Source organism: Rhodococcus sp. 320_ES, from assembly GCF_059691855.1.
On sequence record NZ_JCAWAG010000001.1, the window covers coordinates 675010 to 688003 of the forward strand.

General features: G+C 68.2%; 12 protein-coding genes. 11 read left to right on the forward strand and 1 reads right to left on the reverse strand.

Annotated elements, in window-relative coordinates; translation table 11 throughout:
• Positions 1-79: 79 nt before the first annotated feature.
• The 8 genes from AC59JP_RS03460 to ligA all read left to right on the forward strand — a co-directional run bounded on the left by AC59JP_RS03460 (position 80) and on the right by ligA (position 9316).
• The gene (locus tag AC59JP_RS03460; protein ID WP_497324224.1) at positions 80-880 is read left to right on the forward strand and encodes an electron transfer flavoprotein subunit beta/FixA family protein; all 801 of its coding nucleotides are present in this window, start codon (positions 80-82) and stop codon (positions 878-880) included.
• Positions 881-932: 52 nt separating this feature from the next.
• A complete protein-coding gene (locus tag AC59JP_RS03465) occupies positions 933-1889 on the forward strand; it encodes an electron transfer flavoprotein subunit alpha/FixB family protein (RefSeq protein WP_497324225.1) in 957 nt (318 codons plus the stop codon).
• A gap of 131 nt (positions 1890-2020) precedes the next feature.
• Complete coding sequence (locus tag AC59JP_RS03470) at positions 2021-2884, forward strand: GNAT family N-acetyltransferase (RefSeq protein WP_497324226.1); 864 nt, start codon at positions 2021-2023, stop codon at positions 2882-2884.
• Positions 2881-3819, forward strand: coding sequence for a lysophospholipid acyltransferase family protein (locus AC59JP_RS03475; RefSeq protein ID WP_497324227.1), 939 nt, complete (start codon positions 2881-2883; stop codon positions 3817-3819). The genes AC59JP_RS03470 and AC59JP_RS03475 overlap by 4 nt, the downstream gene beginning before the upstream one ends.
• A complete protein-coding gene (locus AC59JP_RS03480) occupies positions 3719-4921 on the forward strand; it encodes a cysteine desulfurase family protein (RefSeq protein ID WP_497324228.1) in 1203 nt (400 codons plus the stop codon). The genes AC59JP_RS03475 and AC59JP_RS03480 overlap by 101 nt, the downstream gene beginning before the upstream one ends.
• 8 nt (positions 4922-4929) lie before the next feature.
• Positions 4930-6021 carry a tRNA 2-thiouridine(34) synthase MnmA gene (gene mnmA / locus AC59JP_RS03485; RefSeq protein WP_497324229.1) on the forward strand — a complete coding sequence of 364 codons (1092 nt, stop codon included), beginning with the start codon at positions 4930-4932 and terminating at the stop codon, positions 6019-6021.
• Complete coding sequence (locus AC59JP_RS03490; protein ID WP_497324230.1) at positions 6018-7142, forward strand: uroporphyrinogen decarboxylase/cobalamine-independent methonine synthase family protein; 1125 nt, start codon at positions 6018-6020, stop codon at positions 7140-7142. Before mnmA ends, AC59JP_RS03490 begins: the two co-directional genes overlap by 4 nt.
• A 29-nt stretch (positions 7143-7171) precedes the next feature.
• Positions 7172-9316, forward strand: a complete 2145-nt coding sequence (gene ligA, locus AC59JP_RS03495; protein WP_497324231.1) for an NAD-dependent DNA ligase LigA — start codon at positions 7172-7174, stop codon at positions 9314-9316.
• On the opposite strand, the gene AC59JP_RS03500 is transcribed toward ligA, so the two are convergent.
• Entirely contained in the window at positions 9284-9934 is a 651-nt protein-coding gene (locus AC59JP_RS03500) for an ACT domain-containing protein (protein WP_497324855.1), read from the reverse strand. The genes ligA and AC59JP_RS03500 overlap by 33 nt on opposite strands.
• 161 nt (positions 9935-10095) lie before the next feature.
• On the opposite strand from AC59JP_RS03500, the gene gatC reads away from it, so the two are divergent.
• The 3 genes from gatC to AC59JP_RS03515 all read left to right on the forward strand — a co-directional run bounded on the left by gatC (position 10096) and on the right by AC59JP_RS03515 (position 12983).
• Complete coding sequence (gatC, locus tag AC59JP_RS03505; protein ID WP_497324232.1) at positions 10096-10395, forward strand: Asp-tRNA(Asn)/Glu-tRNA(Gln) amidotransferase subunit GatC; 300 nt, start codon at positions 10096-10098, stop codon at positions 10393-10395.
• On the forward strand, positions 10392-11870 hold the full coding sequence (gene gatA / locus AC59JP_RS03510; protein ID WP_497324233.1) for an Asp-tRNA(Asn)/Glu-tRNA(Gln) amidotransferase subunit GatA: 1479 nt from the start codon (positions 10392-10394) through the stop codon (positions 11868-11870). Before gatC ends, gatA begins: the two co-directional genes overlap by 4 nt.
• A gap of 78 nt (positions 11871-11948) precedes the next feature.
• Entirely contained in the window at positions 11949-12983 is a 1035-nt protein-coding gene (locus AC59JP_RS03515) for a 6-phosphofructokinase (RefSeq protein ID WP_497324234.1), read from the forward strand.
• Positions 12984-12994 lie beyond the last annotated feature (11 nt).

Here is a 12994-nt window from a genome sequence, read left to right on the forward strand (position 1 = left end):
ACACCCCCAGAACCGGGGCCCAGCAGCACTGACGCACCAGCGCTCAGCGATGACAAGACCAGGAGGTCGACGAAGACCCATGACGAACATTGTCGTACTGATCAAGCAGGTTCCGGACACATGGTCCGAGCGCAAGCTCTCCGACGGTGACTACACCTTGGACCGCGACGCAGCAGACGCCGTTCTCGACGAGATCAACGAGCGCGCCGTCGAAGAAGCACTCCTCCTCAAGGAGAAGGACGGCGGCGAGGTGAAGGTGCTCTCGGCCGGACCGGACCGCGCAACCGAAGCCATCCGCAAGGCGCTCTCCATGGGCTGCGACAGCGCAGTGCACCTCAACGATCCCGCGCTGCACGGCTCCGACGCCATCCAGACGGCGTGGGCGCTGGCCGCCGCACTGGGTCAGGTGGAGTTCGAGAACGGTGAGCCCGCCGACCTCGTGATCGCCGGCAACGAGGCAACCGACGGCCGCATCGGCGCCGTCCCCGCCATCATCGCCGAGTACCTCGGCATTCCCCAGCTCACGCAGATGCGCAAGCTGGTGCTGGCCGACGGCAAGATCAGCGGCGAGCGCGAGACCGACGAAGGCGTGTTCGGCCTCGAGGCCGACCTGCCCGCGATCGTCAGCGTCACCGAGAAGATCAACGAGCCGCGATTCCCGTCCTTCAAGGGCATCATGGCCGCGAAGAAGAAGGCCGTTCAGACCCTGACTCTCGCGGACATCGGTGTCGAGCCGGAGACCGTCGGCGTTGCGAACGCCGGCACCACGGTCACCTCGTCCACCCCCAAGCCGCCGAAGACGGCCGGTGAGCGCGTGACCGACGAGGGCGAGGGCGGCGACAAGATCGCCGAGTACCTCGTCGGCCAGAAGATCATCTAGATCGCGCCCGGCACACACCGACACTCACGCCCAAGTCACAGGAGAAGAACTCATGGCAGAGGTACTCGTACTCGTCGAGCATGCCGACGGCACGCTCAAGAAGGTCAGCAGCGAGCTGATCACCGCCGCTCGTGCGCTGGGTGAGCCGTCCGCGGTCGTCACCGGCCCGGCCGGAACCGCAGACAAGGTCGCCGACGCGCTGACCGAAGCGGGAGCCGCGAAGATCTACGTCGCCGAGTCGGACGACATCGACGGCTTCCTCATCACCCCGAAGGTCGACGTTCTCGCGTCGCTCGCCGAATCGGTTTCTCCCGCAGCCATTCTCGCTGCGTCGAGCACCGAGGGCAAAGAGGTTGCCGGCCGTCTGGCCGCCCGCCTCGGATCGGGACTGCACTCGGACGTCGTGGGAATCGGCTCCGACGGAACCGCCACCTACTCCATCTTCGGTGGTGCGTTCATCGTCGAGGCCAAGTCCAACGGCGCAACCCCCGTCATCACCCTTCGTCCCGGCGCCATCGACGCCGAGCCGCAGCCCGGTGCCGGTGAGCGCGTCGACGTCGAGGTCCCGGCGCAGGAAGAGGCCGTCGTCCGCATCACGTCCAAGGAGCCGCTGGTCGGCGGCGACCGTCCGGAACTGACCGAGGCTTCGGTCGTCGTGTCCGGCGGACGCGGTGTCGGCAGCGCGGACAAGTTCTCCGTGGTCGAGGAGCTCGCCGACTCGCTCGGTGCCGCCGTCGGTGCATCGCGCGCCGCCGTCGACTCCGGTTACTACCCCGGACAGTTCCAGGTGGGTCAGACCGGCAAGACGGTCTCCCCGCAGCTGTACGTGGCGCTGGGCATCTCCGGAGCCATCCAGCACCGCGCCGGCATGCAGACGTCGAAGACCATCGTCGCCGTCAACAAGGACGAAGAGGCGCCGATCTTCGAGATCGCCGACTACGGAGTGGTGGGCGACCTGTTCAACGTCGCCCCGCAGCTCACCGACGCAGTCAAGAAGCGCAAGGGCTGATTTCAGCTCCACCGACGAGGCGCACTTCGGGTTCTTACCCGGGGTGCGCCTCGTTCGCTGTTTACCGGACTGCCGTCGACACGCAACCCGTGCGATGCGCTGGGGACGCACCCGCTCGATAGACAGACGCCATGACCAGTTCAGTCATGACAGCTCCAGTTCTCTCGTCCGACGTTCTTGCCGCCGACGTTCTTGCCACCGACCGCCGCTACTCGCTGGTCGTGTCCACCGATCGCCAACACCGCGTCGCCGCGCAACGACTGCGCGCGGACGTCTTTCGCTCCGAACCCGGTTTCCGGCTGCCGGCCGGCATCGATCTCGACGCCGACCGCTTCGACGACTTCTGTGATCACCTGCTCGTCCGTGAGGACGCGACCGGCGACTTCGTCGGCTGCTACCGCATGCTCCCTCCGGACGCCGCGCGGGCCGCCGGAGGTTATTACACCGCAACGGAATTCGACATCTCCGAGCTCGATGCGGCGAACAACCGCACCGTGGAGATGGGCAGGGCGTGCGTTCGGCCCGATCATCGATCGGGTTCGGTTCTCGGTTTGATGTGGTCCGGAATTCTGCGGTACCTCGATCTCACCGGCCACGACGCCGTGATGGGGTGCGTATCCGTACCCATGGACTCCGGAGACGGAGAGGCCATCGGCGCGCACGTGCGCGGCGTGCGCGATCTGCTCATGACGCGACACGCGTCGCAGTATCGCGCAGTTCCGTTCAATCCTGTTGTGGTCGATGGTGTTTCGCTGGACGACATACCGGCCTCGGCGAAGCCTCTCGTTCCTCCGCTGTTGCGGGGGTATCTCCGACTCGGCGCAACCTTCTGCGGACAGCCGGCCCTGGATCCCGATTTCGGTGTGGCGGATTTCGTGTCCCTCTTGCGGGTGTCCGACGCCAACGTCCGGTACCTCGACCGGTTGCGCTCGGCTGCCGCATACCAGGACGCTGCCGAACAGGACGCAGCCGAACAGGAAGCCGGCCGAGCATGAGCCACGCGTGGATGCCGTCGAGTCCCTGCGGGGCGAAGTGTGTGCACGGGCGAGACACGACGGTCCGATTCGTCACTCTCGCCGCTCGATACGCGTTGGTCGCGGCGGTGCTCCTCGTCTTTCCGCTGCTGATGGCGGCGCACTTCCTCCCGGTGCGCGCCCGGCGAGCGGTGGCGGCCACGGGCGCGCGGGCCCTTCTGTTCGCCGTGGGGATCCGGCTCGACGCGCCGGCGGAGAGGCCGGACACCGACGGACGCGGAACCCTGATCGTCGCCAATCACGTGTCGTGGACGGACATTCTCGTGCTCGCCGCGCTCTTCCCGGCCCGCTTCGTCGCACGGGGCGACATCCTGCAGTGGCCGCTGCTCGGAACGATCGCGCGTCTGGTCCGCGTGGTGCCGATCGATCGATCGCGCCTGCGCTCGCTTCCCGGCACCGTGGACACGGTGGCGTCGTTGCTGCGCGACGGCAGCACCGTCGTCGCCTTCCCGGAGGGCACCACGTGGTGCGGGACGGCGTTCGGGTCGTTCCGGCCCGCGATGTTCCAGGCCGCCGTCGACGCGGACGCACAGGTCCTCCCGGTGTCCATCTCCTATCTCGGGGCCGGGGGCCGGGCGAGCACCGCTACGGCGTTCGTCGGTGACGAGTCCATGGGCTCCTCGGTGGGCGGAATCATGCGCACCCGCGGCCTGCGCGCTCGCGTCGAGGTCTGCGACGTCGTACCCAACGCCGACCGACGGTCGATGGCAGCATCCGCACATCGTGCGGTGCACCGCCGCGACCACGAACTGCTGGAAGTCGGTACGGCGCCGAGCGGTTATCCTGGTAGGCGATATGGCACCCCAACACGTCGCGTATCTGGATCACGCCGCCACCACCCCGATGCTGCCCGCAGTGATCGAGGCGATGACGGACGTCTTCTCGTCGGTCGGTAACGCCTCGTCGCTGCACGGATCGGGTCGCGCAGCACGGCGCCGCATCGAGGAATCGCGCGAGTCCATCGCCGCCGACCTCGGTGCGCGCCCGTCCGAGGTCGTCTTCACCTCCGGCGGAACCGAGAGCGACAACCTCGCCGTCAAGGGCATCTTCTGGGCCCGCCGGGCTGCCGACCCTCGGCGTCGGCGCGTCATCGCCAGTTCCGTCGAACACCACGCCGTGCTCGACGCCGTGGAATGGCTTCAGGCGCACGAGGGTGCCGAGGTGACCTGGTTGCCGGTGGACGCCGACGGGCGGGTGCGTCCGTCGACACTGCGTGAGGTTCTGGCCGCGGGCCACGACGATGTGGCGCTGATCACCGTCATGTGGGCCAACAACGAAGTGGGCACCATCATGCCCATTCGCGAACTCGCTTCCATCGCAAAGGAATTCGGAATTCCGATGCACAGCGACGCCGTGCAGACGGTCGGCGCGCGGGCCATCGATTTCGCCGGTTCCGGGTTGTCGGCGTTGTCCATCGCCGCCCACAAGTTCGGTGGGCCGCAGGGTGTAGGAGCGCTGCTCCTCGGTCGCACGGTGGCATGTGAGCCTCAGCTGCACGGAGGCGGTCAGGAGCGCGACGTGCGGTCCGGGACGCCCGACACGGCCGGAGCGGTGGGTATGGCCACGGCGTTGCGCCTCACCACCACCGCTCGTGAGGAGAACGTCGCCCACCTCGAAGGTCTGCGCGACGATCTGCTGCGCGGAATCCTGGGCGAAGTGCCCGACGCGACGGTCAACGGCCCACTGGGTGCCGATCGACTGCCGGGCAACGCACACGTCAGTTTTCCGGGCTGCGAGGGCGATTCGCTGCTCATGCTTCTCGATGCCGCCGGCATCGAATGCTCGACCGGCTCGGCGTGCACCGCGGGTGTGGCCAGCGCGTCGCACGTCCTGCTGGCCATGGGTGTGAGCCCCCAGCTGGCCCGCGGGTCACTGCGATTCTCGTTGGGGCACACCACGACTCGGACCGATATCGAGGCGGTGCTCGATGCGCTGCCGATGGTGATCGAGCGCGCACGTGCCGCCGGCATGGCCGGCGCCTCGGCCACAGGAAGGTGAACAGAACGATGCGAGTACTTGCTGCGATGAGCGGCGGCGTCGACTCGGCGGTGGCCGCGGCGCGTGCCGTCGACGCCGGACACGACGTGGTGGGCGTGCATCTCGCGCTCTCCACCGCGCCCGGGACCCTGCGGACCGGCTCGCGCGGATGCTGCTCGAAGGAAGACGCCGGCGACGCGCGACGCGCAGCCGACGTGCTGGGAATCCCGTTCTACGTCTGGGATTTCGCCGACCGGTTCAAGGAAGACGTGATCGACGACTTCGTGGCGTCCTATGCCGCGGGCGAGACGCCCAATCCGTGCCTGCGGTGCAACGAGAAGATCAAGTTCGCTGCTCTCGCCGACCGGGCCGAAGCCCTCGGTTTCGATGCCGTGGCGACGGGTCACTACGCCCGGTTGCAGGACGGTGTTCTGCGGCGCGCGGTCGACGCCGACAAGGACCAGTCCTACGTTCTGGGCGTGCTCACCGCGCGTCAGCTCTCGCGCGCGATGTTCCCGATCGGCGACACGCCGAAGCCTGCGGTGCGCGACGAAGCCGCCGAGCGTGGCCTCGCGGTGGCCGACAAGCCGGACAGCCACGACATCTGCTTCATCCCGTCGGGGGACACCCGGGCATTCCTCGGCGCCCGTATCGGGCTCCGGCCCGGCGCGGTCGTCGACGCTCAGAGCGGTGCCGTCCTCGCCGAACACGATGGCGTGCACGGGTTCACGATCGGTCAGCGCAAGGGCCTCGGGGTGGAGGGTCCGGCCGCGGACGGCCGTCCCCGGTACGTCACCGCCATCGAGCCCGACACCGGGACGGTACGAGTCGGGTCGGCGGCCGATCTCGAGGTCTGGAACATCACCGCGACCAAGCCGGTGTGGACGTCCGGCGCTGCGCCCGACGGACCGGTCGAATGCGTCGTGCAGGTGCGCGCGCACGGCGGTCTCGCCGACGCCGTGGCCGAGGAAGTCGACGGCGCCATGACGATCGCGCTGCGCGCGCCGCTGACCGGTGTGGCACGTGGGCAGGCCGCCGTTCTGTATCGGCCCGACGCGGGCGGCGACGTGGTGATCGGCAGCGGAACGATCTCGGCGACCGGTCGAATGACACACGCGTGACCCACGCACCCTTTGCCGGGGTTGCGACGGGAGTCGGGTCCTGGCCGGGCACCGACGTGCGCGAGGCGGCCGCCGCAATCGTCGGAGAGCTGCCACTGCTCCCGCACCTCGTCGAACTTCCGGGTCGTGGCCTCGGCGCCGACATGATCGGTCGTGCGGGCGCCATGCTCGTCGACATCGAGTTGGACGCCGCCACCTCCGGGTACCGCATCTCCAGCCGCCCCAGCCGGGCCGGGCGACGAGCTGCGGACTTCCTCGCCGAGGACCTGGACGTTCTCGAAGAGGTCTGGGAAACCGCAGGACTGCGCGGAAGCGGACGCATCAAGGTGCAGGCCGCGGGCCCGTTCACCATCGCCGCCGAGATCGAACTGGCCAACGGTCACCGCGCTCTCACCGACCGCGGCGCGCTGCGTGACATCGCGGCCTCCATCGCCGAGGGCGTCGCCGTGCATGCCGACGAGGTGGCGCGCAGACTCGGGGCCGAGGTGCTGGTCCAGTTCGACGAACCGCGATTGGCCGACGTGCTCGCCGGCACGGTTCGCGACGTCACCAGCCTCGACTCGGCGCGCGCCGTACCGGCACCCGACGTGGTGGCGATCGTCGACGAGGCCATCGCCCGCATCGGGCGGCCGGTGGCCGTGCACTCGTGCGCCCGCGACGTCCCGTTCGAAGTGTTCGGCCGCTCCGCGCTGTCCGCCGTCTCGTTCGATCTCTCCCATCTGACGCGTGATCGCTACGACGCGGTGGGGGAGATCCTGCAGAACGGCGGGACCCTGATCGCGGGAATCGTGCCGACGGCCGAGCCCGAGCGGAATTCGGGCAGGCCGGAGGCCGGTCGGAATGCGGGCAGGCCGGAGGCCGGTCGGAGTGCGGGCAGGCCGGAGGCCGGTCGGAGTTCGGGCAGGCCGGAGGCCGGTCGGAATTACAGCTGGCGTGAGGCAGCCGCTCCCGTCGTGGAACTCGTCGATCGGCTCGGATTCTCGCGCAGCGTGCTCCGCGAGCAGGTATCCGTCACCCCGACATGCGGGTTGGCGGGTGCGTCGCTGTCGTGGGCGCGGCGGGCGGTGGCCCTGGTCGGCGAAGTGCAGCAGGCGCTGGGGGACGATCCCGACTCGCTCTGACTGTCGGTGCCCTCCGATAGTCTTCGGGAGTGGACGAGAGCACCGAGAACATCGACATCGCACCGGCGTCTGCGGAGGACCGGGAGCGGTGGCAGGAGCTTGCCGAAGAGGTTCGCGGGCACCAGTTCCGCTACTACGTTCGTGATTCGCCGATCATCAGCGACGGCGAATTCGACACACTGCTGAAGAAGTTGGAGGCGCTGGAGGAGGCGCACCCCGACCTCCGCACGGCCGATTCGCCGACACAGTTGGTCGGTGGTGGGTTCGCCACCGAGTTCACCGCCGTCGACCATCTCGAGCGAATGTTGAGTCTTGACAACGTCTTCGACACCGACGAGATGCGCACGTGGATCAGCAAGGTCGAGGCCGAGACGGGCGGCGATCTGCACTATTTGTGCGAGGTCAAGATCGACGGAGTTGCGCTCAACCTCGTGTACGAGAAAGGGCGACTGGTCCGTGCCGCCACGCGCGGCGACGGCCGCACCGGCGAGGACGTCACGCTCAATGCCCGCACGATCGACGACATTCCCGAAAAGCTCACCGCCACAGACGAATTCCCGATCCCGGACGTTCTCGAGGTGCGTGGTGAGGCGTACTTCCGCCTCGAAGACTTTGCAAATCTGAACGCGTCGCTGGTCGCGGAAGGCAAGGCGCCGTTCGCCAATCCGCGCAACTCCGCGGCCGGGTCACTGCGTCAGAAGAACCCGGCGGTGACGTCGCGCCGCAAGTTGCACATGACCTGCCACGGGTTCGGCCGTATCGAGGGTTTCTCGCCCGACTCGCAGTCGCAGGCGTACGACGCGCTGGCCGCATGGGGGCTGCCGGTGTCGGCTCACACACGCCGCGTGCAGGGCGCCGACGCGGTACTCGAGCGCATCGCCTACTGGGGCGAGCACCGCCACGACATCGAGCACGAGATCGACGGCCAGGTGATCAAGGTCGACGAGATGTCGCTGCACCGGCGGCTGGGCTCCACGTCACGAGCGCCGCGGTGGGCCATCGCCTACAAGTACCCGCCGGAAGAGGCCACCACCAAGCTCGAGGACATCAAGGTCAACGTCGGTCGCACGGGCCGGGTCACGCCTTTCGCGTTCATGACCCCGGTGCTGGTTGCCGGATCGACCGTCGAGCGCGCCACCCTGCACAACGCGTCCGAGGTGGTGCGCAAGGGAGTCCTGATCGGCGACACCATCGTCATCCGCAAGGCCGGTGACGTGATCCCCGAAGTGCTCGGCCCCGTGGTCGACGCGCGGACCGGTGACGAGTACCCGTTCGTCATGCCCACCCACTGCCCGGAGTGCGGCACGGAACTGGCTCCGGCCAAGGAGGGCGATGCGGACATCCGCTGCCCCAACTCCGAGCGATGCCCAGCACAGTTGCGCGAGCGCATCTTTCACATCGCGAGCCGCAACGTCTTCGACATCGAGGTCATGGGGTACGAGGCGTCCACCGCACTGCTCGACGCCGGCGTGGTCCGCAACGAGGGTGACCTGTTCGGCCTCACCGAGGAGACGTTGAAGGAGACGTCCCTGTTCACCACCAAGGCAGGGTCCCTGTCGGCCAACGGGCGCCGGTTGCTCGACAACCTGGACAAGGCGAAGGACAAGGCGCTCTGGCGCGTCGTCGTCGGCCTGTCGATTCGGCACGTCGGACCCACCGCTGCGCGAGCTCTGGCCGGCGAATTCGGAAGCCTGCAACGCATTCGGGAAGCGTCCGAAGAAGAACTCGCGAACTCCGACGGTGTCGGACCCACCATCGCACGCGCCGTCGTCGAGTGGTTCGAGGTCGACTGGCACAACGAGATCGTCGACAAGTGGGCCGCCGCGGGTGTGCGGATGGAGGACGAGCGCGACGCGTCCGTTCCCCGCAATCTCGAAGGGCGGTCCATCGTCGTCACCGGCTCCCTCGAGACGTTCACCCGTGACGGTGCGAAAGAAGAAATCCTGAGCCGCGGCGGCAAGGCGGCGTCGTCGGTGTCGAAGAAAACGGCGTTCGTCGTGGTCGGAGATTCACCGGGTACCAAGTACGACAAGGCAATTGCGCTGGGCGTTCCGGTTCTGGACGAAGAAGGATTCCGGGTGTTGCTCGCCGAGGGCCCGGACGCCGTCACACCTCTCGCGGGTTCGGAAGAGACCCCGGAATCAGAAGAGAACGGTGGCGACGATGCCGGCTAGGTAGCCGAGTCTGGCCACCTCGGACGGTCGGAACTCGGGACCGCCGGGGCGGCCGAGAACGAGGACCTTGCCGGTGGCGCCGAGTGGGGCCGCGGCGAGACGCGTGTCCATGTCCTTCCAGACCTCCGGCACCCAGTCCGCCTCGGGATCGAGCACCGTCGGCTTCTCGAGCGGCATCCACGGCAGTTCGCTGGCCGGAGTTTCCGGTGCGCCCGGGCTACCCACGATCTGGTACGGACCTCGATCGCCCATGCCCACGACGGTGCTCCAGGACACCCGCAGCACCCGCGGCGCGCCATCGACCAACACCTGCAGACGATCGTCGTGGGCCGTCGCCACGCGGTCGATCAGTTCGAGCTCGCGGTGGGTGTCGAGGATGCCGGAATAGGGCCTGATCGAATCGACCCGAACACCGTTCAGATTCTCCGACGCCGTGATGAGAGTGTCCGGCAGGGCGCCCGGCGCCACATCGACCACGAGATCGTCCACGGCGAAGCCTGCGCCTCTCTCCACCACGTCGAGAGAGAGGATGTCGGCGCCGACACTTCCGAGCGCGACGGCCAGGGCGCCGAGGCTGCCCGGGCGGTCGGGAAGCTGAACACGCAACAGATACGTCACGTCAACTCCCATCCGGACCGACCTTCGGCCCGCGGCCATCCTTGCACTACCGGCCCCCGACAATCGAACTCACACACCGCTCGTGACCTATACGACACACGCCGTAACAAGGCAGCGACCCGCACTGATCCGTCGGACCGACGACAACTAGGCTTCCGGGCATGTCTGCCATCTCCCGCGACGAGGTAGCCCATCTCGCCCGGCTGTCCCGCCTCGCCCTTTCCGACGACGAACTCGACGAGTACGCCGGTCAGCTCGATTCGATCCTGACGCACGTCAAGGCCATCGCCGCCGTCGCTGCCGATGACGTTCCGCCCACGTCGAACCCGCACGCGGTCACCAACGTGACCCGCCCGGACGTCGTGGTTCCGGGGCTCACGCCGCAGGAGGCGCTCGCCGAGGCACCGAACTCCGAGCAGGGGCGGTTCGCCGTTCCGCAGATTCTGGGGGAGGACGCATGAGCGACCTCACCAGGAGCACCGCCGCGGAGCTCGCCGCGCAGATTCAGTCCGGCGACGTCTCCGCCGTCGAGGTCACCCGGGCTCACCTGGACCGCATCGCGGCGGTGGACGAGGGCCTCCACGCCTTCCTGCACGTGGCCGGGGACGAGGCGCTCGCCGCGGCCGCGGTCGTCGACGCCGCGCGTGCGGCCGGGGAGACGCCGGCGTCGGCGCTCGCCGGTGTTCCCCTCGCGCTCAAGGACGTCTTCACCACCACCGACATGCCCACCACCGCGGGTTCGAAGATGCTGGAGGGGTGGACGTCGCCGTACGACGCGACGGTCACCTCCCGCCTGCGTGCTGCGGGGATCCCGCTGCTGGGCAAGACGAACATGGACGAGTTCGCGATGGGCTCGTCGACGGAGAACAGTGCGTACGGGCCCACGCGCAACCCGTGGGACACCACCCGTGTGCCCGGCGGGTCGGGAGGCGGCAGCGCCGCTGCCCTCGCGTCGTTCCAGGCGCCGTTGGCGATCGGCACCGACACCGGTGGGTCGATCCGGCAGCCCGCCGCCGTCACCGGCACGGTCGGGTGCAAGCCGACGTACGGAACCGTCTCGCGCTACGGCCTGATCGCGTGCGCATCGTCGCTGGATCAGGGCGGGCCCTGCGGCCGGACGGTGCTCGACACCGCTCTGTTGCACGAGGTCATCGCGGGGCACGATCCGCGCGATTCCACCTGTGTCGATTCTCCCGTTCCGGACGTGGTGGCCGCGGCGCGCGCAGGTGCATCGGGTGACCTGAAGGGCGTCAAGGTCGGTGTCGTGAAGGAACTGCACTCCGACGCGTACCAATCCGGGGTCCTCTCCTCGTTCGACGCGGCGGTCGCCCAGCTGACCGAGCTCGGCGCCGAGGTCGTGGAGGTGTCGTGCCCGAGCTTCGAGCACGCGCTCGCCTCCTACTACCTGATCCTCCCCTCGGAGGTGTCGTCCAACCTCGCTCGCTTCGACGCGATGCGATACGGACTGCGCGTGGGCGACGACGGAACCCACAGCGCCGAACAGGTCATGGCCATGACGCGCGCCGCCGGGTTCGGCCCGGAAGTCAAGCGCCGCATCATGATCGGGACATACGCGCTGTCGGCGGGGTACTACGACGCGTACTACGGCCAGGCGCTGAAGGTGCGCACGTTGATCGCGCGCGATTTCGACAAGGCGTACGAGAGCGTGGACGTCCTCGTCTCGCCCACGACGCCGTCGACCGCGTTTCTCCTCGGCGAGAAAGTGGACGACCCGATCGCGATGTACCTCTACGACCTCTGCACGTTGCCGACCAACCTCGCGGGTCACCCCGCGATGTCGGTGCCGTCGGGGCTCGCGGACGGACTGCCCGTCGGACTGCAGATCATGGCCCCCGCACTGGCCGACGATCGGCTCTACCGGGTCGGCGCCGCATACGAGGCGGCGCGTGGAGAAATGCCGCAACCGTCGATCTGAGGCCCACTCGACGCGCGAAGCGCCGCCGATTTCCCTAGGTTCGACGTACACACCTGTCTCGATCCGACACGGAGGCTCTTGATGACGAGAATCGGCATCCTCACCAGCGGTGGAGACTGCCCCGGGTTGAACGCGGTCATCAGAGGTGCGGTACTCAAGGGGTCCGCGGTCTACGGCCAGGAGTTCGTCGGATTCCTCGGTGGCTGGCGCGGCCTCGTGCGCGGAGACGCCATTCCGCTCGATCGCAGTGTCGTGCGCGGTCTTTCGCATCAAGGCGGCACCATTCTCGGTACCTCGCGCGTCGGCCCGTACGTCGAACCGGACGGCGGGGCCAAGAACATCCAGAAGGTGCTCGACGACCTCGGTGTCGACGGTGTCATCGCCATCGGCGGCGAGGGCACGGCCAGTGCGTCCAAACGATTGTTCGAGGACGGCATCAAGATCGTCGGCGTCCCGAAGACCATCGACAACGACCTCGACGCCACCGACTACACGTTCGGGTTCGACACTGCGGTCGAGATCGCCACCGAAGCCATCGACCGCCTGCGCACCACCGGCAATTCGCACGACCGGTGCATGGTGCTCGAGGTGATGGGCCGGCACGCAGGGTGGATCGCACTCCACTCGGGGATCGCCGGCGGCGCCCACGCGATCCTGATTCCCGAGCAGCCCGAGAGCATCGACCAGATCTGTGCGTGGGCGGTCAGCGTGCGCGATCGCGGTCGCTCGCCCATGGTCGTCGTCGCCGAAGGATTCACCCTTCCCGACATGTCCGAGGCGCACTCGACCAAGGGGCTCGACGGATTCGACCGTCCCCGACTCGGCGGCATCGGCGAACGTCTGGCGCCGATGATCGAGTCGCGCACCGGAATCGAAACGCGCGCCACCGTTCTCGGGCACATTCAGCGCGGCGGCGTCCCGACCGCGTTCGACCGGGTACTGGCGACGCGACTCGGCATGGCCATCGTCGACCTCGTCGCCGACGGCGGCTGGGGAAAGATGGTGGCTCTGCACGGCACCGACATCGCCCGCGTCGGTTTCGACGAGGCGCTGGCCAACCACAAGACGGTCCCGAAAGAGCGCTACCAGGAGATGCGCGTCATCTTTGGCTGAGCTGTTTCTTC

Excerpts from the sequence above, each read along its gene's own strand:
- AC59JP_RS03460 (WP_497324224.1), top strand. The coding sequence starts at position 80 with ATGACGAACATTGTCGTACTGATCAAGCAGGTTCCGGACACATGGTCC.
- AC59JP_RS03465 (WP_497324225.1), top strand. The coding sequence starts at position 933 with ATGGCAGAGGTACTCGTACTCGTCGAGCATGCCGACGGCACGCTCAAG.
- AC59JP_RS03470 (WP_497324226.1), top strand. The coding sequence starts at position 2,021 with ATGACCAGTTCAGTCATGACAGCTCCAGTTCTCTCGTCCGACGTTCTT.
- AC59JP_RS03475 (WP_497324227.1), top strand. The coding sequence starts at position 2,881 with ATGAGCCACGCGTGGATGCCGTCGAGTCCCTGCGGGGCGAAGTGTGTG.
- AC59JP_RS03480 (WP_497324228.1), top strand. The coding sequence starts at position 3,719 with ATGGCACCCCAACACGTCGCGTATCTGGATCACGCCGCCACCACCCCG.
- mnmA (WP_497324229.1), top strand. The coding sequence starts at position 4,930 with ATGCGAGTACTTGCTGCGATGAGCGGCGGCGTCGACTCGGCGGTGGCC.
- gatC (WP_497324232.1), top strand. The coding sequence starts at position 10,096 with ATGTCTGCCATCTCCCGCGACGAGGTAGCCCATCTCGCCCGGCTGTCC.
- gatA (WP_497324233.1), top strand. The coding sequence starts at position 10,392 with ATGAGCGACCTCACCAGGAGCACCGCCGCGGAGCTCGCCGCGCAGATT.